Genomic DNA, 21,916 nt, shown 5'->3' on the forward strand with positions numbered 1-21,916 from the left:
ATATAAAAAAGTAATTTTTTGTAATTTTGTCTGAATTGTTCGTTTTATAGCAAGTTAATTATATCAATTTGCGTATTAAAAAATCAAAATATAGTTTTTTTAAAAAAATATTTTATTTTTGTTTTTCTGTTGGAATTTTGTTTATTTCCACGAGAAAAAAAGATTTTTGTCTGCTTTTTAAATGTTTTTTATTTTATATTTGATATATGTCAAATTAATTTATTTTCATGAGTTACTTACGTTAAATTTATTTATTGATTGATTTTAAAAGATTTAATTCTTGTTTTTGACCTTTTTCTTTTAAAATTTAAAATAAATAAAAAAACAAATAAAAACGTTGACTGAAACGAAAAAAAATGGATAATAAGCAGTGTAAGGATTTTTCATTGTTTTCTTTCCTTATATTCCTTATATTTCATGTTGGCCTGTATATTTATATGCAGGTCTTTTTTTTTGCTTAAACTTCTTATGAAATCATCCCTTAAAAGGTATAATGTATAAATATATATACCATTTGTTTACAATTCTATTGTTAGACGAATTAATAAAATTTAATAAAGAGGATTTTATTATGTCATTTAGTATCCCACATCTTTTAGTCTTTCTTGCTGTTGTCGTCTTGTTATTTGGTACTAAAAAACTACGAAACTTAGGATCTGATTTAGGTTCTGCGCTGAAAGGGTTTAAAAAGGAGATGAGTGAAGATATTGAATCTAAGAATGATCCTAAATTAGATAATAAATAATTGAGCTATGAGTATTCAATTTGATGTCGCCATTGTTGGGGGTGGCTTAGTAGGTTTGGCAACGGCTTGTGCTTTAAGTCATTATGATTTGAAAATTGCCATTATTGATAAAAATATTCACCAACATGAAAGTTTGCCAAAGGATAAGATTGGGGTCAGAGCTTCAGCGCTAAATGGTGCTAGCCAGCGCTATTTTGCTCAAATTGGTGTATGGGATGCACTTTGCTTAAGTGGTCGTGTGCAAAAGTTTACTGAAATTGATGTGTGGGAAAAGAATGGACAGGCTCATTTATCAGCACAGGCTAAGGATTATGGTTATCAAAATTTAGGTTATATCATTGAAAATCACGTTATGTCTCATTATTTATATCACTATGCTTTAGCTAGTAACAACATAACGATTTATAGTCAAGAAGTGATAGATAGTGTATTCGATGATAATAGTGCTTTTTTGACCTTGGCAGATCAGGTTACTTTACCAGCGAAACTTATTATTGGTGCAGATGGTGCAAATTCATGGATTCGTCAGCATGAAAACATTTCTGTTTTAGAACGTAATTATATTCATCACGCATTAATTACAACCGTTGAAACCGAATATCCCCATCATGCTTGTGCAAAACAAATTTTTTATCCCAATGGTATTGTTGCCTTTCTTCCGCTTTATCATCCTAATAAAAGTTGTTTAGTATGGTCAACTAAACCTGATAATGCAGCTAATTTAGCTTTGTTATCTGAAACCGACTTTTCTCATCAATTATTTCAATTAACAGGTGATAAAGTAGGCCACTGTCAGTTAATTAACCCAAGAATGATTTTTCCATTAAAAGCACGCTTTGCCAAGCAGTTTGTTAAACATCGTTTAGTTTTGGTAGGCGATGCAGCGCACACAATTCATCCTTTAGCCGGGCAAGGAGTCAACTTAGGTTTTCAAGATTCGGCATTGTTAGTGTCGACGATAAAAAAATTAATTGATGCAAATCAGGATATTGGCTTGGTCAGTAATCTAAAATCATTTCAGTTTACGCGTCGTAAAGATGCGGTGGTGATGTTAACTGCAATGCAAACTATTCAAGATATGTTTAATGGGGATAATTTATTTAAGAAGGCACTAAGAACGGTAGGCATGAATACTATTGATTATTGTTCTCCATTAAAAAAACAGTTAATTAAATATGCCATGAAGATATAAATTTGCTGATGTTTATTATCCTGTAGCGTGTGCTACAGGAAGTAAAATTTTAGCTTAAGTTATTTAAAGGCGATTTGATAAGATGCCGGAACAAATGGCGATGAAGGAATACGTAAAGGCCAATATGGATCATTTAATAAGCCTCGACCAACAGCTATCAAATCTGCATCACCTCGGCTTAAAACGTAATCGGCTAAGTAATGATCCTCAAGCATACCAACAGCTATTATTGGCAAATCTATCGATTGTCTGATAGCGCTAGCCAAGTAAACTTGATAACCGGCATGAAAATCAGGGGTGTGAGCTGGATCAAGTTGTCCGTCACCGCCACCACTCACATCTAAAACGTCAGCGCCCGCATCGGCAAAACGTTTAGCTATTTTGCATCCATAATCAACACTATATCCATCTTTACCATATTCTTGCGCTGAAAACCGAATAATTAACGGCATGTCAGGTGGCATAACCGATTTAGCGGCTTTAATAACTTGTTCTCCAAAGAGTAACTTATCTTGACCATATTCATCGGTTCGTAAATTGGTTTTAGGTGAACTGAATTGATGTATTAAGTAACCATGTGCGCCATGGATTTCAATTGCATCGAAACCAGCTTCAACGGCCCGTTGGCTTGATTCTTTAAATTTTTGAATAATGTCAGCGATTTCATTTTTTGATAATTCTCTTGGCATTTGATATTGCCACTGTTTATTGGCCTCGTTAGTGCCGTCATAAAGAAGAGGAGAGCAAGATACCACATCATCAGCTCCTAAAGCTTTACGCCCTGCATGGGCAATTTGAATGGCTATTTTGCCATTTTGGGCGTGAACGGCATCAACAATGCGTTTAAACTGATCACGTTGTTCATCATTCCATAAACCTAGACAATTTGGCGAGATTCGTCCATTTGGTGCAATATTCGTCATTTCAACAATAATTAAACCAACGCCCCCAACAGCTCTTGAAACATAATGAATAAAATGCCAATCATTTGGTAAACCATCTTTAGCTTGATATTGACACATTGGAGGCATAACAATACGATTTTTTAATGATAATTTTTTAATCGTAAAAGGCGTATTTAAATAAGATATTTTAGCCATATAGAATTCCTTAAATTATTGGTGAACAATAGATTCTCAACTTTTTGTGAAGAATAATTAAGCTATAATATCGCTAATTTAACCGATAGTTAACCAACCGATCGATTTTAAGCTCATTTAATCAATCATGAATTCAATTGCTTCAATAAATTGTAAATGGGTGTTGCTAAGCCAATTTTCGCATTTTCTGTTGTTAAGTTATACCAATAGCCATTACTTTCATCTAAACATTTCGTGTTGTTAACCATGATGCAATGAATCGGTATGATATCTAAATGAAAATGGCTAAAAGTATGGCGAAAAGAAATCAATTGTTGTGGTGGAGTTGTTTGAATTCCACAATCGTTTAGCCAATTGATTAATGCTTGCTTTGTAGCAAATTGTGGTGGGCAATATAAACCGCCCCAGATACCCGATGGCGGTCGTTTTTCAAGCCATATACTCTGGTTGTATTCTAGCATCAAAAAATAAGCCGATTTTTCAGGAGTTGTTATTTTCGGTTTTTTGGTAGGATATTGTTGCCAACTGTTTGTTTGATAAGCGATACAATCACTTTGTAGTGGGCATAAGTTACATTTAGGTTTAGTGCGAGTGCAAACCATTGCGCCTATATCCATCATCGCTTGATTAAATTTTGCTACATCATGCTTTGGTGTGACCTGTTCGCTCAATTGCCAAAGTCTGTTTTCAATGCTTTTATTGCCAGTCCAACCTTCAACAGCAAAAAAGCGTGTTAAAACCCGTTTTACATTACCGTCTAAAATAGGGTAATGTTGGTTTTGAGATAGCGACAAAATTGCGCCAGCAGTTGACCGCCCAACACCGGGTAAGGCAACGACATCATCAAATAAAGTAGGGAAGTGACCTTTAAACTTGTCAGTAACCATTTTCGCCGCTTTATGTAAATTACGGGCTCGAGCATAGTAACCCAATCCAGTCCACAAATGTAACACATCATCAATCGGGGCGTGTGCTAAATCGGTTATCTTCGGAAAATGCTCAATAAAACGATTGAAGTAGGGGATGACAGTTGCAACTTGAGTTTGTTGGAGCATCACTTCAGACAACCAAACATGGTAAGAACTTTTTTCAATTTGCCATGGTAACGTTTTTCTGCCGTACTGTTCATACCACTTGAGCACGGCATTTGAAAATTTTTGCATAGTGTTAATAATATATTACATGAGAGAAGAAATGGAATCACTTGGATAGCAGCCAAGCACTTTGGTGTATAAGGTAATAGCTGAGAGTTCCTTGAGCGCAGTTTGCATTTCATGAGAATTTAGATTACCTTGTAGATCGATATAAAACATCTCTTCCCATGGCGTACCATGGATTGGTCGAGACTCCAGCTTTGTCATGACAATGTTGTGATTGCGCAATACTAGTAATGCATCAACTAAAGCCCCAGCTTGTTGACCTGTTTTCATTAGGATAGTTGTTTTAGCAGGTATCTGATTTGAAACGTCAACAGGTTGTCGAGCTAACACAATAAAGCGAGTGATATTTTCTTTTTGATTAGCAAAATCATGTTCAAGTACTTGTAGTCCATATAATTCACCGCCATCTTTGTTACCCATTGCTGCAACATTTGGCTTATTGAGGCTTGCTACCATCTCCATAGCTGACGAGGTACTGTCGCAATAGACAATTTTCCAATGAGGTGATTTTTCTAAAAAGTTACTGCATTGTTGAAATGGTTGTGGATGACTATAAATAGTGTCAATTTGCTCCAGTTTGGCATCAGCAATAGCAAGTACGCAGTGATCTATAGGTAATGAAAGTTCACCAATGATATGTAAATTGGTTTTTTGTAAAAGATCATAAACTTCATTAATCGAACCAGAGCTTGAATTTTCGATAGGTAAAATACCAAAATCCACCACTCCTTTTTCGACTTGCTCAAAAACATCTTTAAAGGTTGAACAACTAGATTCCGTCATTTCTTCAAAGTGAGCACTCGCATAACGTCGCGCAGCAGAGTGGGAGTAAGAGCCTTTGGGCCCTAAAAAAGCAACTTTTGCCGTCGCTATGGTGTTGTGATTGAGTTTTTCTTGTAAGATCTTTTGTTGTAGTAGAACGGAATCTTCAATAATAACCTGATATAGACGTTTTATTAAAATATCATCAAGATGATAGGCTTTTCCTTGATGAATAAGTGAATTGATTAATGAGCGTTCACGTTCTAAATCACGCACAGGAATGTTGGCTTCAATTTTTGTTTGAATGACTTGTGTTGAAATTTGGCGACGTTTAGCTACAAGCTCTAATAATTTCGCATCAATTTCATTAATTTTATCTCGCAAGGGTAGTAAAGGATTAACAGTCATTTGGCTTAATTAAGTAAAAAATAGATGTGTAATATTATAACAAGCTAAAAAATAAAGGCACTATCAAAGTGCCTTTTAATTTATTTATGATCATCTATTTTCTAAACTTGCTTTTCTAGTACGTCTCCTTTGATGCTATCAAAGGCTCGGCGAGATTCCCCTTTATGCTGAATCTTATTGAGTTGTTTTTCGAGTTTTCCAATAAGATCATTAATTGCCGCATACATATCAATGTGTTTAGCCGAAGCAACTAAAGGTGTGCCTTTGGTTGCAATGGTGGCATCAATAATAAATCCATCAGGTTCCTTCGATAATATAAAGTGAGGGTTGATTAACAGTGCTCTCCATTTATCTAGTTTCGAAAACTTATCTTCAAGATAACGACGAATTGCAGGAGTAATGTCCATTTGTTTACTGGTAATACTTAACGTCATGATTGACCTCCACTATGTTTACTAAAAAGTTTACTAAAAAATTCGCTAACAAATTGAGCTAACTCAATGGGGGATTTCTACCTCTACATTGGCAAATTATTGCAGTTTCGTCAATCAGTTATTTATTTATTCTGTAAATTTTGTGATTAACATTCAAAATAATTTCTGCTGATTTTAATCAATCAGATTTCAAATCTGCATTTTGCCATCTTTTTCCTATATACTGTTAACTATTTGGTTCTAATAGGAACTCGATACTTTTTTAATGAGGATATTGTGAATTATTTAGATAACGTGAAGATTGTTTTAGTTGAAACTTCGCATACTGGTAATATGGGTTCAGCCGCTAGAGCAATGAAAACAATGGGATTAACGCATCTTTGTTTGGTTAACCCAGTAATAAAACCAGATTCTCAATCTATTTCTTTAGCAGCTGGAGCGAGTGATATTATAAAACAAGCCCAAATTTTTTCATCTTTGGATGAGGCGATTGCAGATTGTCGGTTAGTGATCGGGACTAGTGCTCGTCCTCGTAGCTTACAGTGGCCGAATTTAACACCAAAAGAGTGTGGCGATAAAATTATTCAAGAAGCATCTAATAATGATGCAAATGTTGCTTTGGTTTTTGGTCGTGAACGAGTGGGATTAACTAATGAGGAGTTGCAAAAGTGCCATTATCATGTTGGGATTCCTGCAAATCCAGCTTATAGCTCATTGAATTTGGCGATGTCAGTACAAGTGCTTTGTTATGAAATACGAATGTCGATGTTAAATATTGGTTCTGTTTTAACTGAACAAGAGGCTGATATAAATAGTATTGAGTTTCCCAAAGATGAAGACATCGAACGTTTCTATCAGCATTTAGAACAAACTTTGTTGAAAACTGAATTTATTAATGCTAATCACCCCGGTCAAATTATGGGGCGCTTACGTCGGTTATTTACTCGCGCACGGATTGAGCAACAAGAGTTAAATATTTTACGGGGTATTTTAACGTCAGTGGATAAAAAATTAAGATAGATGATTATCAACACCCATTTTCAAATGGGTGTTTTAGCTTATATCATCAACTTTTTTTGCGCCAAGTCGTGCCATTCGCACCATCTTCAAGCACGATATTCATAGCATTTAGTTTATCTCGGGCTTCATCGGCTAACGCCCAATTTTTACTGGCGCGGGCTTCATTACGTTGTTGAATCAAAGCATCAATTAAGGTGCTATCAACATCGTCTTGTGATTCGCCTTGTAAAAATTTGACTGGATCTTGTTCTAATAAACCTAGAACAGCGGATAAATAGCGTAATTCGGCTGCCAATTCATTGGCATGCGCCATATCATTTTCCGCTTTTGCTTTATTAATTTCACGCGCGAGATCAAATAGTGTGGAATAGGCTTCAGGAGTATTAAAGTCATCATTCATTGCTTGACAGAACTGACGGTAATAATCACTGTCTGGTGTGGTATGAGGATGATTAGGATCGGTATCCCGTAAAGCTGTATATAAACGCTCTAGTGCCATTCTGGCTTGTTTTAGATTTTCTTCACTATAGTTGAGTTGACTGCGATAGTGACCTGACAATAAGAAATAGCGAACTGTTTCTGCATCATAATGCTTTAATACATCACGAATCGTGAAAAAGTTATTTAGTGATTTTGACATTTTTTCTTGGTCAATCATTACCATACCCGAATGCATCCAATAATTTACATATTGTCCATCATGAGCACAAGTTGATTGAGCAATTTCATTTTCGTGGTGTGGGAACATCAAATCAGACCCACCACCATGAATATCAAAATGATTACCCAATTGGTAGCTATTCATTGCTGAACATTCAATATGCCAACCAGGACGACCTTTACCCCATGGTGAATCCCAACTTGGTTCGTTTGGTTTAGACATTTTCCATAACACAAAGTCCATTGGATTGCGTTTTACATCAACAACATCAACACGGGCACCCGCTTGTAGTTGTTCTAAATTTTGACGAGATAAAATACCATAATTAGGATCACTATCGACGGAAAACATTACATCGCCATTATCAGCAATATAAGCATGGTCTTTTTTTATCAACTCTTCAACCAATTCAATAATTTGTTGCATATGTTGAGTTGCACGAGGTTCAACGTCAGGACGTTTAATATTCAATGCATCAAAATCAGCATACATCTCTTGTAACATACGTTCGGTCAATTGTTCACAGGTTTCGCCATTTTCAAGGGCTCTTTTAATGATCTTATCATCAATATCGGTAATGTTACGGACATAAGTTAAGTCATAACCTAAAAAACGCAGATAACGAGAAACAACATCAAATGCGACAAAAGTGCGCCCATGACCAATATGACAAAGATCGTAAATCGTCACACCACAGACATAAAGTCCGATTTTATTGGGGGTAATGGATTGAAATACTTCTTTTTCTCGAGATAATGTATTGAATATTTTAAGCATTCTAGTTTACTATTTATTTATAAGTGATTTTGGAGATTAATATAACAAAAATCGCCATACGACGAAATTACTTATTAACATCTTTACAACGAAAATGAAAGGAATCTAATTTATGCCATTCGGTTTTTTGATGCTACAAGCGTAGGTTTAAAAGCGGTGAGTATGGTAACTGATGCTAAACCAAAAAATAAAATTCATTGAATTATCGATAAGAATTATTTTGATAATTGCATTAATTAATTGGCGGAAGCAATCCGCCAATTTTGATTTGAAGCGAATTTTTTATCTGAAAAGACGATAAAGATAGATTAATAAAATCGCCCCTAATACTGAGATAAACAAACTTGGGAAATTGAATCCAGTGACGCTGCCCCAGCCGAAGAAAGTACTTATATATCCTCCTACCAAGGCTCCCGCGATACCGAGTAGAATGGTTTTCACCACCCCAACACTGCCTAGAGGCATGAAAAATTTAGCAATCCAACCGGCAATTAATCCTAGAATAATCCAACTTATAATACCCATGATAATTTACCCTTATTTTGTTGTATTTAATGTTAGTTTACAGATGTAGTAAATTGAATTAAAAAAAGTAATACACTTTTTAAACGTATAAATTACTAATAACAAAACTAGATGAAGATTGATGACAATTGATAAATAGAGAACAGTTTTATGAACGTACGGCATAAAATAATTTAGCTATATTCTATAATTTTTTTTATTAAATGTTTAGATATTTTATTAAGCTTTACAATTTATTTTTTAGCTTAGTATGGATTTTATCTTGAACTTAGCAGATAAAGAGGAAGAGATTATCTTCCTCATAGAGAGTATTATTCAAAAATTGTTTTGTGGAGAATTTTAATGATGTCTTCCGCATCATTACTTCTTGATAATAAACAAAGGTTATGCGTGCTAGCACCGTAACAGCAAAGTCGAATGATAAAATCATCTAAGACACCAAATACTTCTTTGGCTATACCTTTGGTTGATGTCAGTTTATTACCAATAATGGCAATTAGAGCTAAATCTTCTTCAACATCGACATGGCAAAGTGTGGAAAGCTCATCAAATAGTGCTTTAGTTAATAAACTGGTGCCATTGGTGTTGGTTCCTGTCGTATCAATGGTTAATGCAATGCTGACTTCTGACGTTGTGACTAAATCAACCGAAATATTATGTTTAGCCAGTATTGTAAACACATTCGCTAAAAAGCCTTGTGCATGTAACATATTTAAACTAGTTAACGTAAGTAAGGTTTGTTTGCGGCGCAATGCTAATGCTCTAAATGATGGCAGTTCGGATTTGATACTGTTGGTATTATAAACAATTGTTCCGCCTGCTTGTGGCGCTTTACTCGACCCGACAAATACAGGGATATTGCTTCGAACAGCTGGCACCAGTGTTGCAGGATGTAACACTTTAGCGCCAAATGTTGCCATTTCAGCCGCTTCAGCAAAAGAAATTTCGTCAATGCGTTTAGCGGATGGCGCAATTCGAGGATCAGTAGTATAGATACCTGCAACATCTGTCCAAATATCGATTTGTGTTGCATTTAATGCTTCACCAAGCAAAGCGGCAGTATAATCGCTACCTCCTCGACCTAAGGTAGTGGTTTTACCGGTGCTTTCAGAACCAATAAATCCTTGTGTAACAATAATGTTATTGGCATACAATGATTTTAAATGTGCACAACAGAGTTGTTTAATGTCTTCAATTATTGGTGTGGCTTTACCAAACTTATTATCCGTCCGCATGACTTTACGCACATCGAACCATAACACATTTTTCTGTTTTTCTTTCAATATTTCTACAAAAAGTTTAGAAGACATAATTTCGCCATGACTGACAAGTTCGTCGGTTAGGGCGGATGATGTAGCGAGACTAGCGGCTTCTGATAAAGAGGCAATATTAGCAATTATCTGATCTATCTCAGCACGTAATGTAGGATTTTGAGGAAGTTGTTCTAAAATACTATATTGAATAGATTGAATTTTCGCGATGTGTTGTGCTCTTACTTCAGCATCTCGCCCTTCAGCTAAAGCTACTAATAAATTTGTAATACCTGCAGAGGCAGATAATACCACAACTTTGACATTCGGATTGGTGACAACGATATTTGCACTGTTTACCATAGATTGGTAATCGGCAACACTGGTACCACCAAATTTAGCAATTACAAATGATGTTTCCATGAATTCCTCATATTAAAAATTATTATTTTTAACAGAGTTAGAGCGAGGTCATGACTTATTTACCGTTAAGGAAAATGAGTAAAACCCTGAAGCGCTCCACCTGTTAGGGTGACAACCCAAGGGATTCAGCCCTTGCAGTCGATCTAACTGAGTTCTGGATTATCAATTAAATCTCGGCATTACATCCCCTCAATCATTTATTAACGGTTCCAGCCCCTAAAATAATCTACCTGAGTAATGCGCCTCTTCGTTCTTGTGATTTAAATTACAAAATCAGTATGTATAGAATTAACGATTCTGTTAATTGTGTCAATAGGTTAAATATTAAAAATTCAAATAATAACAAAAAAGTTAACTGATCAGTTTTTATAATTCCTGTTCAAATAGCTCAAGAATAATTTGATATAATTTTTTCACCGTACATCCTTTCGTTGGTGTACTGAAAATTGTATCATCGCCAGCAATGGAACCTAAAATACCTTCTGATTTTCCGATTGAATCAAGTAATCTTGCGATAAGTTGCGCAGCGCCTGGGCTAGTTCGAATGACGACCATTGAACTATTATAATCAATGTCTAAAACCAAATTTTTTAATGGGCTGCTTGTCGTTGGAACACTGATTTCAGCGGGTAAACAATAAACCATTTCCGATTTGGCATTTCGTGTTCTCACGGCGCCAAATTTAGTTAACATTCTTGATACTTTAGATTGATTAATATTGTCAAAACCTTGCTCTTGAAGAGCTTGAACAATTTCAACTTGTGAACTGAATTTTTCTTGACTTAGCATCTCTTTAAATACGCGAGTGAAATCATCTTGTTTCATAGTGTTCCTTTGGATTAAATGTTTTACTGTTTTGACATTCAATTTTATTTATAAACATTGCTTAAAAGTTTAAAATCAATCAGATATAACAATATAGAACTCAGAAGTTATCTTTTATTGCACAAAAACTTTTATCGAATGGAGAAATAAAAGCAGTTTATTTTATTAGATAATTATGCATCAAAGTTGCATAAAACTAAAGTTTCTATTTTACAGGTTTATTCGGTCGAAAAGCTTTAACAACATGTTCATGTGTTTCGATGTATGGTCCTTCTAATAGCTCAATACAGTAAGGCACACTGGCAAAAATACCATTTACAATCACATTTCCAGCATTATCTTTCACACCTTCTAATGTTTCTTGAATAGATTTAGGTCTGCCAGGTAGATTCAGAATTAAACATTTGTTTCGTATTGCACCGATTTGTCTGGATAGAATTGCAGTGGGCACAAAATGCAAACCAATTTGACGCATTTGTTCACCAAAGCCAGGTAAAATACGATCGGCTATCGCTATTGTTGCATCGGGTGTGACGTCTCTTAAAGCTGGCCCTGTTCCGCCAGTTGTCAGTATTAAATCACAATGTAATTTATCCACCAAATCGCATAAGGTTTGTTCAATTAACGGTTGTTCATCAGGGATAATACGCGGTAGGGTTTCAAACGGGGTTTTTAATGTTTTTGTTAACCAGGTAATTAAAGATGGAATTCCTTCATCTTCATATACACCATTAAATGCACGGTCTGATACCGAAACCAACCCAATCTTAATCATAATATTCTTTCCTTACTTAATGATTTATTTTAACTTAATTTAGTTTAAGCGTAAGTGAGTTGATTTAAACAAACATTAATCTTTTTTATGTTTTGTTAATGGGGTGCCATATAATCAATTCAAATAATGCTAAAAAGCGCTTTACAATGAATAATTATATTGTCAATATTAATTCACATCAAATAGGATTTTATAGCAATTTAATTATAAAATATTCAATTAGGATACATCCATGTCATCTATTCCTGCACTTGAGTTAATTGAACTCAAAAAAATTTATAAAAATGGTGTAGAAGCATTAAAAGGTATTAATTTAACTGTACAAGCTGGTGATTTTTATGCACTGCTTGGGCCTAATGGTGCTGGAAAATCCACTACGATTGGAATCATAAGTTCTTTGGTTACCAAAACATCGGGTCAAGTTAAAATTTTTGGATTTGATTTAGATAAAGATATTGTCAACGCCAAAAGGCAGTTAGGGTTAGTGCCTCAAGAATTTAATTTCAATCAGTTTGAAGAAGTACTGCAAATTGTTGCAAACCAAGGTGGATATTACGGATTACCCCGTAAATTAGCACTTGAACGTGCTGAAAAATATTTACGTATTTTAGATCTTTGGGATAAGCGTAATAGCCGAGCAGGTATGTTATCAGGTGGCATGAAAAGACGACTCATGATAGCAAGAGCATTAGTTCATGAACCTAAATTATTAATTCTTGATGAACCAACGGCAGGGGTTGATATTGAATTACGACGTTCTATGTGGGATTTTTTAAGAGAAATCAATCGTCAGGGTATTACGATTATTTTGACCACACATTATTTAGAAGAAGCAGAAATGTTATGTCGGCATATTGGTATTATTCAACATGGTGAACTCATTGCTAATTCCTCTATGCGTGATTTACTGGCGAATAGTCAATCTGAAACGATTATTATCGATTATTTACCAACCAGTCAGCCTATAGTTTTAAACGATTATGCATTTACCAATGTAGAGCCAGGCGTGTTGGAAGTTAAAGTCGATAAACAGCATGGATTAAATCAATTGTTTGAGCAACTTAATCAACAACAAATCAAAGTTATCAGTATGCGCAATAAAACCAATCGACTTGAAGAGTTATTTGTTGATTTAGTGCGTAATGATACTCAAACAAAAGGAGCCGATAATGAATAACTTATACTGGATAGCCCTAAAAAGTATCTGGCGTAAAGAGGTGATACGATTTTTAAGAATTTGGATTCAAACCTTAATTCCTCCTGTTATAACTATGTCACTTTACTTTATTATCTTTGGCAATTTAATTGGGTCACGAGTTGGCAATATGGGTGGTCATAGTTATATGGCATTTATTGTACCGGGATTAATTATGATGTCGGTAATTACCAACTCTTATACAAATGTTTGTTCATCATTTTTTAGTGCTAAATTTCAACGTAATATCGAAGAACTTTTAGTTGCACCTGTACCAACACATATCTTAATTTGGGGATTTGTTGGTGGTGGCGTTATTCGAGGTATTTTAACTGGTGCTTTAGTGACAATGGTATCCCTTTTTTTTGTGACTTATGAAGTTCATTCTTGGGTATTCGTTATTTTCACACTACTATTAACTTCAATACTATTCTCGTTAGCTGGACTGTTAAATGCAGTTTATGCTAAAACATTTGATGATATTAGTATTGTGCCAACATTTGTGTTAACGCCGTTAACTTATCTTGGGGGGGTATTTTATTCAATCACGTTACTGCCAACATTTTGGCAATGGGTATCTAAATTAAATCCTATTGTCTATATGATTAATGGTTTTCGTTATGGTTTTCTTGGTACCACAGATGTTTCACTATGGATCACTTTTTCAATGCTTATCTTGTTTGTGGTGATTTTATATATCGCTGTGTGGCGTTTGATTGAGAGTGGTAAAGGATTAAGAAGTTAAGCAGTAAAAATAACACCGCCGACATAAGTCGGCGGATAAGTATAACCGTTAAGTTTATGTTAATGATTGGACAAATCAAGCAATTAACACGCTAAAATAACAATATTATTGTCGAGATTAGACATTAATGGACTACTCATAAATACCTAGTTTTTTCTCTAAGTAATGGATATTTGTTCCACCTTTTTGGAAGTTTTTATCATTCATAATTTCAATGTGAAGATCAATATTGGTTTTGATACCATCGATAACGAGTTCAGCTAACGCATTTTTCATACGAGCGATCGCCACTTCACGAGTTTCACCATAGGCAATTAATTTACCAATCATTGAATCATAATATGGTGGTACGGTATAACCAGCGTAGATATGAGATTCCCAACGAATACCAAACCCACCCGGCGCATGAAAACGAGTAATTTTACCCGGTGATGGCATAAATGTTTTTGGATCTTCTGCGTTAATTCTACACTCAATCGCGTGACCTTTAATATGAATATCACTCTGTTTGATTGAAAGTGGTTTGCCAGCGGCAATTAAAATTTGTTCTCGAATCAAATCAACGCCAGTTATCATTTCAGTTACAGGATGTTCTACTTGAATACGCGTGTTCATTTCAATGAAGTAAAACTCGCCATCTTCAAATAAAAACTCAAATGTACCTGCGCCACGATAACCAATCTCAATACAAGCATTAACGCAACGTTCCCCGATAAATTTACGCATTTTAGGCGTAATACCAACAGCAGGAGCTTCTTCTACCACTTTTTGGTGACGTCTTTGCATTGAACAATCGCGCTCACCTAAATAAACTGCATTACCTTGACCATCAGAAAGCACTTGTATTTCAATATGACGTGGATTTTCAAGGAATTTTTCCATATAAACCATATCATTATTGAAGGCAGTTTTGGCTTCTAATTTGGTCATTTTAATGGATTGTTCTAGATCTTTCTCATCACGAACAATACGCATACCACGACCACCACCGCCACCTGAGGCTTTAATAATGACGGGATAACCTATTTTTTTGGCTATCTGTTTATTTGTATCAATATTATTGCTCAATGGACCATCAGAACCAGGTACACAAGGCACACCTGCTTTTTTCATGGCTTCAATCGCAGATACTTTATCACCCATTAAACGAATCGTGTCTGGTTTTGGACCGACAAAAATAAAACCAGAACGTTCAACTTGCTCTGCAAAATCAGCATTTTCTGATAAGAATCCATATCCAGGATGAATCGCAGCTGCACCGGTAACTTCGGCCGCTGAAATTAATGCCGGTATATTAAGATAGCTTTTGGCAGACGCTGCAGGACCGATACAGACAGTTTCGTCTGCAAGTAAGACATGTTTTAAATCTTTATCTGCCAAAGAATGAACAGCAACAGTTTTAATGCCAAGTTCTTTACATGCACGTAATATACGTAGCGCAATTTCACCGCGATTAGCAATAAGAATTTTATCAAGCATATTCAATCTCTTAATCGTAAAAATTAATTAATAAATTCTGATTATTCAATAATGAATAATGGTTGATCAAATTCAACGGGTTGACCATTTTCAACTAAAATAGCTTTAATAGTCCCAGCTTTTTCTGATTCAATTTGATTCATCATTTTCATCGCTTCGACAATGCAAAGTACATCGCCCACATTCACTGTTTGCCCAACTTCAACAAACGCTTTTGATTCAGGGCTAGGTGTACGATAAAAAGTACCAACCATTGGGGATTTTATTGTTGTTCCAGAAACAGCAACAGGCTCGACTTCATTAGCCACTTCTCCATTAGAAGAAGCTGATGTTACTACAACAGGAGCAGCTTGAGGAATTTGAATATTTTGTACAGGCGCAGAATAGCTTGTTGTTGCCACTGAACGGCTAATACGTACTGATTCTTCACCTTCAGAGATTTCAAGTTCTGAAATACCTGACTCTTCAACTAACTCAATTAATTTTTTAATTTTGCGTATATCCATGAATTACACCGTGTTTATTTGATATAAGTAACAATTAATTAATGCATCCTTAATATCTTAAAAGAAATCTTTTAACGTGATAATAAGGCAGTAACTCAACATTAACGCCGCAGGATACACTGTAAAATATAATTTGTCATTATATATCTCCTTTACAATCTATTGCTATACTATTTTCTAGGTATTATTTTATAATTGCGATACAATATTATAACTCAATTATTATTGAGGCTTGCTATGGAATTGACAGACTAAATAAGATATTATTTTGACCGATTTTACAAGAAAATTATATTTTATAATTAGCTTGCTTCAAACTCTAAATATACTTAAACAAGATTAATTCTAGGAAAAGTTTTTATTATGTTCAAAAAAGTTCGCGGCTTGTTTTCAAATGATTTATCTATTGATTTAGGTACAGCCAATACACTTATTTATGTAAAAGGGCAAGGGATCGTATTAAACGAACCTTCCGTTGTTGCCATTCGACAAGATCGTTCTGGAACACCGAAAAGTGTTGCTGCTGTCGGACAGGCTGCGAAACAGATGTTAGGGCGTACTCCAGGTAATATTGCAGCTATTAGACCAATGAAAGATGGTGTTATCGCTGACTTTTCTGTCACAGAAAAAATGTTACAGTATTTTATTCGCCAAGTGCACAGCCATAGTTTTTTAAGACCTAGCCCGCGTGTTCTTGTTTGTGTGCCTGTTGGGGCAACACAGGTTGAACGTCGTGCTATTCGGGAATCGGCATTAGGGGCAGGTGCCCGTGAAGTCTATTTAATTGAAGAACCAATGGCAGCCGCTATCGGTGCAGACTTACCCGTCTCGTCACCAACGGGATCGATGGTGGTTGATATCGGCGGCGGAACAACAGAAGTTGCGGTGATTTCCCTTAATGGTGTGGTTTATTCTGCTTCTGCTCGAATAGGTGGTGACCGATTTGATGAAGCTATTATCAACTATGTTCGTCGTAATTATGGTGCTCTCATTGGAGAAGCAACAGCCGAAAAAATTAAACATTTCATTGGTAGCGCTTATCCGGGCGATGAAGTTCTTGAGATTGAAGTTCGTGGTCGAAATTTAGCAGAAGGTGTTCCTCGTAGCTTTACGTTGAACTCGAATGAAATTTTAGAAGCGTTACAAGAACCATTAAGTGGTATCGTGAGTGCTGTCAAGGTCGCTTTAGAGCAGTGTCCGCCAGAGCTTGCTTCTGATATTTCTGAACATGGTATGGTATTAACAGGTGGTGGTGCGTTATTACGTAATATCGATAAATTGTTAGCCGCTGAAACGGGTATCCATGTTGTTGTCGCTGAAGATCCGCTTACTTGTGTAGCACGAGGCGGAGGAAAAGCACTGGATATGGTTGACATGCATGGTGGTGATCTTTTCAGTGAAGATTAAGATTTGTCTTAGTTACCATTTCATTTAGTGCAATAAAGTGGTAAATTATTCAATATCATACTTTCTTATCCGTCGACATTGTCGACGGAGTCACATCTTTGTATCAATAGCGCTTAAGTATATAACAGGTAAGTATTGAACAATGAAATTACTTTTTTCTAATCGTTCACCGCTTAGTGTGCAACTATTTATTTCTATGGCACTTGCTTTAATTTTAATAGTTTTTGATGTTAATTATCGTCCATTTAAAGAAATTCGATATTATCTTGATACTATTATTTCGCCACTTTATTACATTTCTAATTCACCGGCAGCATCGTATGATTCACTCTATGAAATGTCGAAATCCAGAGAAGAATTAGTCAATGAAAACGAAAGATTATCTGAAGAATTATTAAATAAAAAAGCTGATCTGCTACTACTTGCACATTTAAGACACGAAAATAATCGATTACGGGAATTATTGAAAGCACCTTTATGGCATGAAGAGCATAAAATGGCTGCTCAAGTTTTATTAGCTGATACTAATCCTTACGCTTATCAGATCGTTATCAATAAAGGGCAACATGAAGGAGTATATGTTGGGCAACCTGTGATTGATGAAAAAGGTATTGTTGGACAGATTTATGAGACAGCTCAAAACACGAGTCGAGCTATTTTAGTTTGTGATTTTCAACATGCCATACCTGTTCAAGTGCAAAGAAATGATATTGCTATGGTTGCTGTCGGTAATGGATGTAATAATGATTTAACACTCGATTTTTTACCGAATAATGTTGATATTAAAGTTGGTGATGTTCTTGTCACATCGGGGCTAGATGGTCGATTTCCAGAAGGCTATCCTGTTGCGGTAGTAAGTTCAGTTAAAATTGATATCAGTGATTCATCACCCATTATTTCAGCTACTCCGACTGCTGATTTAAAACGACTACGTTATCTATTACTATTATGGGGCGATCAAGGAGAACAACATGAAAAACCCTAGAGGAATACTGGTTATTTGGATAACGTTATTTTTAGGTTTATGTTTACAAATTATACCTTGGACGCCATCTTATAATATATACAAGCCACATGTACTAATGCTCTTTTTAGCTTATTGGTTAATTGCGCTTCCGCATCGTGTTGGTATAGGGACAGCATTTATTCTAGGCATTATTATGGATCTCTTTTCCGGTACGATAATCGGTATCCATGCATTTATTTTTTCTATTATTGCTTATTTACTGATTTTTAAATACCAGTTGATACGTAATTTAGCATTATGGCAACAATGCTTTATTATTTTTGGCATATCAATTTGTTATAATTTATTGATGTTTTTATTTCAGGTCAGTATTTATCATACTATAACAATGTCCCCATTAAATTTACTATCAAGCTTTGTTGACGGAGTATTATGGATAGTAATTTACCTATTTTTACGACTAGTGAGACGGAGCTTTGCGATCAATTAATTAGCGATCTATTTAACAGGAATCTTTATGTCAGTTGAACTATTAATGAACGTAACACCTTCTGAAACTCGTGTCGCTTATATTGAAGATGGTGTATTACAAGAAATTCATGTCGATCGTGAATCTCGGCGTGGTATTGTTGGAAATATCTACAAAGGTAAAGTGATCCGCATTTTACCTGGCATGCAAGCAGCATTTGTTGATATTGGTCTTGAAAAAGCAGCCTTTTTACATGCTTCAGACATTATGCCTCATACGGAATGTGTATCGGATACTGAGCAAGAGCAATTTCAAGTTAAAGATATTTCTGAACTTGTTCGCCAAGGACAAGACTTGATGGTACAAGTCGTTAAAGATCCGTTGGGAACTAAAGGGGCAAGGTTAACTACAGATATTACATTGCCTTCTCGTTATTTAGTATTAATGCCCGGTCCAAACTCAGCTCACGTGGCGACTTCTCAACGTATTGAAAGTGAAGAAGAACGAGATAGACTTAAAAAAATTGTTGAACAGTATGTTACCGATCAAGGTGGTTTTATTGTTCGTACGGCAGCTGAAGGTGCAAGTGCGCATGAATTAGAACAAGATGCTAATTTTCTAAAACGACTGTGGTCAAAAATACAAGAGCGTATGGCTAGGCCAATCAGTAAAAATCTGGTTTACGGAGAATTACAACTTTCTCAGCGTGTATTACGTGATTTTGTTGGCGATCCTATTGAGCGCATTTTGGTTGATTCAAAATTAACGTATGATTTATTAGTTGAATTTACGCAAGAATTCATGCCTGAAGTTACTGATAAACTAACGCACTATCGAGGTAGTGCGCCAATATTTGATCTCTATGATACAGAAAACGAAATTCAACGAGCACTGGATCGTAAAGTTAAATTAAAATCAGGTGGTTATTTAATTATCGATCAAACCGAAGCCATGACGACAATTGATATTAATACAGGCGCATTTGTTGGGCATCGCAATCTTGAAGAGACAATTTTTAATACGAATATCGAAGCAACTATTGCTATTGCGCGTCAATTACGATTACGTAATTTAGGTGGTATTATTATTATCGATTTTATCGATATGCAAGAAGATGTCCATCGAGAACGAGTGCTCCAATCACTACAAGATTTTTTAGCCAAAGATAGAGCAAGAACGACCGTAAATTCATTTTCGACTTTAGGCTTAGTAGAAATGACGCGTAAACGTACTCGTGAAAGTTTGGGGCACATTTTATGTGAAGAGTGTCCAGCCTGTAAAGGTCGCGGTATCGTCAAATCCGTAGAAACCGTATGCAATGAAATATTGCGTGAAATTGTCCGTGTTCATAAAGCACATCGTTCTGAATACTTATTGGTTTATGCGTCTGCAGCGGTTGCCAATGCTTTAAATAATGATGAATCACATGCTTTAGCTGAAGTGAAAGTGTTTGTTGGTAAACGTGTTGAAGTCAAAGTTGAACCGCTTTATATTCAAGAACAATATGATGTGGTATTAATGTAAAGCTTCAAAGCCTTGAGATATTAAAAATTAACAATATATTGATAATAAGTGAACTTTAAAAATTATTAAAGTTGAAATATTAATTAAGGAATCTATGATTGTAACTGAAGTAAGTGAACGACTACTTTGTCCAAATAACCTAAATCATTCAGATATTATGCGTTTATTGGATATGTTAGGTTCAAGAAAAATTGATTATGGCGATTTGTACTTTTTATCGGGCTTTTATGAAAGTTGGGCAATCGAAGATGGTATTATCAAAAATGCTTCTTATCATCGTGATCAAGGTGTGGGGGTTAGAGCTATCATTGGTGAAAAAACAGGGTTTGCCTATACCGATCAACTTGCTTTAAATCGCTTAGAGCAGAGTGTTTTGGCAGCAAATTCTATTACAACTTTACAAACGCCAATTAAAATTACTCCCCTTAAAACATTGGAAAATAGCTTAAGATATCCGTCAATTAATCCAATTAATGGCTTTTATCAAGATCAAAAGATAGCCTTATTAAGGCAAGTCGATCAGTTAGCACGTGCGCTTGATTCACGAGTTACAGAAGTCTCGGCGAGTTTGACTGGCAGTTATGAAGATATCCTTATTGCGGCTACTGATGGGACTTATTGTGCCGATATCAGACCATTAGTCAGATTATCCGTTTCTGTTCTTGTCGAGCAAGATGGCAAGCGTGAACGTGGTAGTAGTGGTGGTGGTGGTCGTTTTGGTTATGACTACTTTTTAACTATTCACCCTAAAACAGGGGAAAGCATTGCCGATAGCTACACACGTGAAGCCGTACGCCAAGCATTAGTTTCACTATCTGCTAAACCAGCACCAGCAGGAACAATGCCAGTTGTTCTTGGCGCAGGTTGGCCAGGTGTCTTATTACATGAAGCCGTGGGGCATGGCTTAGAAGGTGACTTTAATCGTAAAAATAGCTCTGTATTTTCAGGAAAAATAGGTGAAAAAGTCACTTCAGAACTTTGTACTATAGTGGATGACGGTACAATGGAAAATCGACGCGGTTCACTTTCTATTGATGACGAAGGAACGCCAAGTCAAAAAACAGTACTGATAGAAAATGGCATCTTAAAAGGCTATATGTTTGATAAACTCAATGCAAAATTGATGAATACTCAATCTACAGGTAATGGACGCCGTGAAAGCTATGATTGTCTTCCGATGCCTCGAATGACGAATACCTATATGTTATCAGGCAATTCAACGTTCGATGAAATTATCAGTAGTGTTGATTATGGTTTATATGCACCAAATTTTGCTGGCGGTCAAGTTGATATAACCTCTGGTAAATTTGTTTTCTCCACATCAGAAGCATATTTAATCGAAAAAGGCAAAATAACGACGCCGGTAAAAGGGGCAACATTAATTGGTTCCGGTATCGAAACCATGCAACAAATATCAATGGTCGGGAATAATCTTGAATTAGATTCTGGTGTGGGTGCTTGTGGTAAAGCAGGGCAGAGTGTACCGGTAGGTGTTGGGCAACCAACATTGAAAGTGAATAATTTAACTGTAGGTGGTACTATTAATCACCAATAACTTAGATGAATA

At 35.6% G+C, this 21,916-nt stretch carries 21 protein-coding genes and 1 riboswitch; of the genes, 10 read left to right on the forward strand and 11 right to left on the reverse strand.

Annotated features, from left to right (window positions below):
• The first annotated feature begins 571 nt into the window (after positions 1-571).
• Positions 572-745, forward strand: coding sequence for a twin-arginine translocase TatA/TatE family subunit (gene tatA, locus ACGH6P_RS01375; RefSeq protein ID WP_411590960.1), 174 nt, complete (start codon positions 572-574; stop codon positions 743-745).
• 7 nt (positions 746-752) lie between these two features.
• On the forward strand, positions 753-1,937 hold the full coding sequence (locus tag ACGH6P_RS01380; RefSeq protein WP_411596541.1) for an FAD-dependent monooxygenase: 1,185 nt from the start codon (positions 753-755) through the stop codon (positions 1,935-1,937).
• Positions 1,938-1,996: 59 nt separating this feature from the next.
• On the opposite strand, the gene ACGH6P_RS01385 is transcribed toward ACGH6P_RS01380, so the two are convergent.
• The 4 genes from ACGH6P_RS01385 to raiA form a co-directional block, all read right to left on the reverse strand.
• Positions 1,997-3,037, reverse strand: a complete 1,041-nt coding sequence (locus tag ACGH6P_RS01385) for an NADH:flavin oxidoreductase/NADH oxidase (protein WP_411596542.1) — start codon at positions 3,035-3,037, stop codon at positions 1,997-1,999.
• Positions 3,038-3,162: 125 nt separating this feature from the next.
• A complete protein-coding gene (gene mutY, locus ACGH6P_RS01390; protein WP_411596543.1) occupies positions 3,163-4,200 on the reverse strand; it encodes an A/G-specific adenine glycosylase in 1,038 nt (345 codons plus the stop codon).
• A gap of 15 nt (positions 4,201-4,215) precedes the next feature.
• A complete protein-coding gene (gene pheA, locus ACGH6P_RS01395; protein ID WP_267359462.1) occupies positions 4,216-5,367 on the reverse strand; it encodes a bifunctional chorismate mutase/prephenate dehydratase in 1,152 nt (383 codons plus the stop codon).
• A gap of 101 nt (positions 5,368-5,468) precedes the next feature.
• On the reverse strand, positions 5,469-5,801 hold the full coding sequence (gene raiA, locus ACGH6P_RS01400; protein WP_267359463.1) for a ribosome-associated translation inhibitor RaiA: 333 nt from the start codon (positions 5,799-5,801) through the stop codon (positions 5,469-5,471).
• Positions 5,802-6,134: 333 nt separating this feature from the next.
• On the opposite strand from raiA, the gene trmJ reads away from it, so the two are divergent.
• Positions 6,135-6,821 (forward strand): tRNA (cytosine(32)/uridine(32)-2'-O)-methyltransferase TrmJ, encoded by a 687-nt coding sequence (trmJ, locus tag ACGH6P_RS01405; protein ID WP_411590978.1) that lies wholly within the window; start codon positions 6,135-6,137, stop codon positions 6,819-6,821.
• A 46-nt stretch (positions 6,822-6,867) separates the two neighbouring features.
• On the opposite strand, the gene cysS is transcribed toward trmJ, so the two are convergent.
• The 5 genes from cysS to mog form a co-directional block, all read right to left on the reverse strand.
• Positions 6,868-8,259 carry a cysteine--tRNA ligase gene (cysS, locus tag ACGH6P_RS01410; RefSeq protein WP_267380788.1) on the reverse strand — a complete coding sequence of 464 codons (1,392 nt, stop codon included), beginning with the start codon at positions 8,257-8,259 and terminating at the stop codon, positions 6,868-6,870.
• A 282-nt stretch (positions 8,260-8,541) separates the two neighbouring features.
• Positions 8,542-8,784: a GlsB/YeaQ/YmgE family stress response membrane protein gene (locus ACGH6P_RS01415; protein ID WP_065558750.1), complete on the reverse strand. Its 243-nt coding sequence runs from the start codon at positions 8,782-8,784 to the stop codon at positions 8,542-8,544.
• 311 nt (positions 8,785-9,095) lie between these two features.
• Positions 9,096-10,457, reverse strand: a complete 1,362-nt coding sequence (gene lysC, locus ACGH6P_RS01420; protein WP_411596544.1) for a lysine-sensitive aspartokinase 3 — start codon at positions 10,455-10,457, stop codon at positions 9,096-9,098.
• Positions 10,458-10,538: 81 nt separating this feature from the next.
• A riboswitch (Lysine riboswitch) is annotated at positions 10,539-10,713 on the reverse strand.
• 110 nt (positions 10,714-10,823) lie between these two features.
• On the reverse strand, positions 10,824-11,282 hold the full coding sequence (gene argR, locus ACGH6P_RS01425) for a transcriptional regulator ArgR (RefSeq protein WP_065558748.1): 459 nt from the start codon (positions 11,280-11,282) through the stop codon (positions 10,824-10,826).
• A gap of 205 nt (positions 11,283-11,487) precedes the next feature.
• A complete protein-coding gene (gene mog / locus ACGH6P_RS01430) occupies positions 11,488-12,057 on the reverse strand; it encodes a molybdopterin adenylyltransferase (RefSeq protein WP_267349701.1) in 570 nt (189 codons plus the stop codon).
• 232 nt (positions 12,058-12,289) lie between these two features.
• Between mog and ACGH6P_RS01435 the strand changes: the two genes are divergently transcribed.
• Both ACGH6P_RS01435 and ACGH6P_RS01440 read left to right on the forward strand, forming a co-directional pair.
• Positions 12,290-13,234 carry an ABC transporter ATP-binding protein gene (locus ACGH6P_RS01435; RefSeq protein ID WP_267349700.1) on the forward strand — a complete coding sequence of 315 codons (945 nt, stop codon included), beginning with the start codon at positions 12,290-12,292 and terminating at the stop codon, positions 13,232-13,234.
• Entirely contained in the window at positions 13,227-13,997 is a 771-nt protein-coding gene (locus tag ACGH6P_RS01440) for an ABC transporter permease (protein WP_267349698.1), read from the forward strand. The genes ACGH6P_RS01435 and ACGH6P_RS01440 overlap by 8 nt, the downstream gene beginning before the upstream one ends.
• A gap of 132 nt (positions 13,998-14,129) precedes the next feature.
• Here ACGH6P_RS01440 and accC read toward each other — a convergent pair whose 3' ends face one another.
• Entirely contained in the window at positions 14,130-15,476 is a 1,347-nt protein-coding gene (gene accC, locus ACGH6P_RS01445; protein WP_065558744.1) for an acetyl-CoA carboxylase biotin carboxylase subunit, read from the reverse strand.
• Positions 15,477-15,517: 41 nt separating this feature from the next.
• The gene (gene accB, locus ACGH6P_RS01450; protein ID WP_065558743.1) at positions 15,518-15,982 is read right to left on the reverse strand and encodes an acetyl-CoA carboxylase biotin carboxyl carrier protein; all 465 of its coding nucleotides are present in this window, start codon (positions 15,980-15,982) and stop codon (positions 15,518-15,520) included.
• 363 nt (positions 15,983-16,345) lie between these two features.
• Here accB and ACGH6P_RS01455 point away from each other — a divergent pair, with 363 nt between their 5' ends.
• The 5 genes from ACGH6P_RS01455 (at position 16,346) to tldD (ending at position 21,904) form a co-directional block, all read left to right on the forward strand.
• Positions 16,346-17,389, forward strand: a complete 1,044-nt coding sequence (locus tag ACGH6P_RS01455; protein ID WP_065558742.1) for a rod shape-determining protein — start codon at positions 16,346-16,348, stop codon at positions 17,387-17,389.
• Between the two features lie 142 nt (positions 17,390-17,531).
• Positions 17,532-18,374: a rod shape-determining protein MreC gene (gene mreC, locus ACGH6P_RS01460; RefSeq protein ID WP_065558741.1), complete on the forward strand. Its 843-nt coding sequence runs from the start codon at positions 17,532-17,534 to the stop codon at positions 18,372-18,374.
• Positions 18,361-18,846, forward strand: a complete 486-nt coding sequence (mreD, locus tag ACGH6P_RS01465; RefSeq protein ID WP_267349693.1) for a rod shape-determining protein MreD — start codon at positions 18,361-18,363, stop codon at positions 18,844-18,846. Before mreC ends, mreD begins: the two co-directional genes overlap by 14 nt.
• A 27-nt stretch (positions 18,847-18,873) precedes the next feature.
• Positions 18,874-20,349: a ribonuclease G gene (rng, locus tag ACGH6P_RS01470; protein ID WP_267349692.1), complete on the forward strand. Its 1,476-nt coding sequence runs from the start codon at positions 18,874-18,876 to the stop codon at positions 20,347-20,349.
• Between the two features lie 94 nt (positions 20,350-20,443).
• Entirely contained in the window at positions 20,444-21,904 is a 1,461-nt protein-coding gene (gene tldD / locus ACGH6P_RS01475) for a metalloprotease TldD (RefSeq protein ID WP_267359479.1), read from the forward strand.
• Positions 21,905-21,916: the final 12 nt, after the last annotated feature.

The organism is Gilliamella sp. CG25, from assembly GCF_046635705.1.
Taxonomy (GTDB): Bacteria; Pseudomonadota; Gammaproteobacteria; order Enterobacterales; family Orbaceae; genus Gilliamella; species Gilliamella apicola_I.

What these genes read in the sequence shown, in the direction of transcription:
- pheA (WP_267359462.1), bottom strand. Translation starts at nt 5,367, where the DNA reads ATGACTGTTAATCCTTTACTACCCTTGCGAGATAAAATTAATGAAATT.
- accC (WP_065558744.1), bottom strand. Translation starts at nt 15,476, where the DNA reads ATGCTTGATAAAATTCTTATTGCTAATCGCGGTGAAATTGCGCTACGT.
- mreC (WP_065558741.1), top strand. Translation starts at nt 17,532, where the DNA reads ATGAAATTACTTTTTTCTAATCGTTCACCGCTTAGTGTGCAACTATTT.
- argR (WP_065558748.1), bottom strand. Translation starts at nt 11,282, where the DNA reads ATGAAACAAGATGATTTCACTCGCGTATTTAAAGAGATGCTAAGTCAA.
- trmJ (WP_411590978.1), top strand. Translation starts at nt 6,135, where the DNA reads ATGGGTTCAGCCGCTAGAGCAATGAAAACAATGGGATTAACGCATCTT.
- rng (WP_267349692.1), top strand. Translation starts at nt 18,874, where the DNA reads ATGTCAGTTGAACTATTAATGAACGTAACACCTTCTGAAACTCGTGTC.
- ACGH6P_RS01435 (WP_267349700.1), top strand. Translation starts at nt 12,290, where the DNA reads ATGTCATCTATTCCTGCACTTGAGTTAATTGAACTCAAAAAAATTTAT.
- tatA (WP_411590960.1), top strand. Translation starts at nt 572, where the DNA reads ATGTCATTTAGTATCCCACATCTTTTAGTCTTTCTTGCTGTTGTCGTC.
- ACGH6P_RS01415 (WP_065558750.1), bottom strand. Translation starts at nt 8,784, where the DNA reads ATGGGTATTATAAGTTGGATTATTCTAGGATTAATTGCCGGTTGGATT.
- tldD (WP_267359479.1), top strand. Translation starts at nt 20,444, where the DNA reads ATGATTGTAACTGAAGTAAGTGAACGACTACTTTGTCCAAATAACCTA.
- cysS (WP_267380788.1), bottom strand. Translation starts at nt 8,259, where the DNA reads ATGCTTAAAATATTCAATACATTATCTCGAGAAAAAGAAGTATTTCAA.
- raiA (WP_267359463.1), bottom strand. Translation starts at nt 5,801, where the DNA reads ATGACGTTAAGTATTACCAGTAAACAAATGGACATTACTCCTGCAATT.
- mutY (WP_411596543.1), bottom strand. Translation starts at nt 4,200, where the DNA reads ATGCAAAAATTTTCAAATGCCGTGCTCAAGTGGTATGAACAGTACGGC.
- lysC (WP_411596544.1), bottom strand. Translation starts at nt 10,457, where the DNA reads ATGGAAACATCATTTGTAATTGCTAAATTTGGTGGTACCAGTGTTGCC.
- ACGH6P_RS01385 (WP_411596542.1), bottom strand. Translation starts at nt 3,037, where the DNA reads ATGGCTAAAATATCTTATTTAAATACGCCTTTTACGATTAAAAAATTA.
- ACGH6P_RS01440 (WP_267349698.1), top strand. Translation starts at nt 13,227, where the DNA reads ATGAATAACTTATACTGGATAGCCCTAAAAAGTATCTGGCGTAAAGAG.
- mreD (WP_267349693.1), top strand. Translation starts at nt 18,361, where the DNA reads ATGAAAAACCCTAGAGGAATACTGGTTATTTGGATAACGTTATTTTTA.
- ACGH6P_RS01455 (WP_065558742.1), top strand. Translation starts at nt 16,346, where the DNA reads ATGTTCAAAAAAGTTCGCGGCTTGTTTTCAAATGATTTATCTATTGAT.
- ACGH6P_RS01380 (WP_411596541.1), top strand. Translation starts at nt 753, where the DNA reads ATGAGTATTCAATTTGATGTCGCCATTGTTGGGGGTGGCTTAGTAGGT.
- accB (WP_065558743.1), bottom strand. Translation starts at nt 15,982, where the DNA reads ATGGATATACGCAAAATTAAAAAATTAATTGAGTTAGTTGAAGAGTCA.
- mog (WP_267349701.1), bottom strand. Translation starts at nt 12,057, where the DNA reads ATGATTAAGATTGGGTTGGTTTCGGTATCAGACCGTGCATTTAATGGT.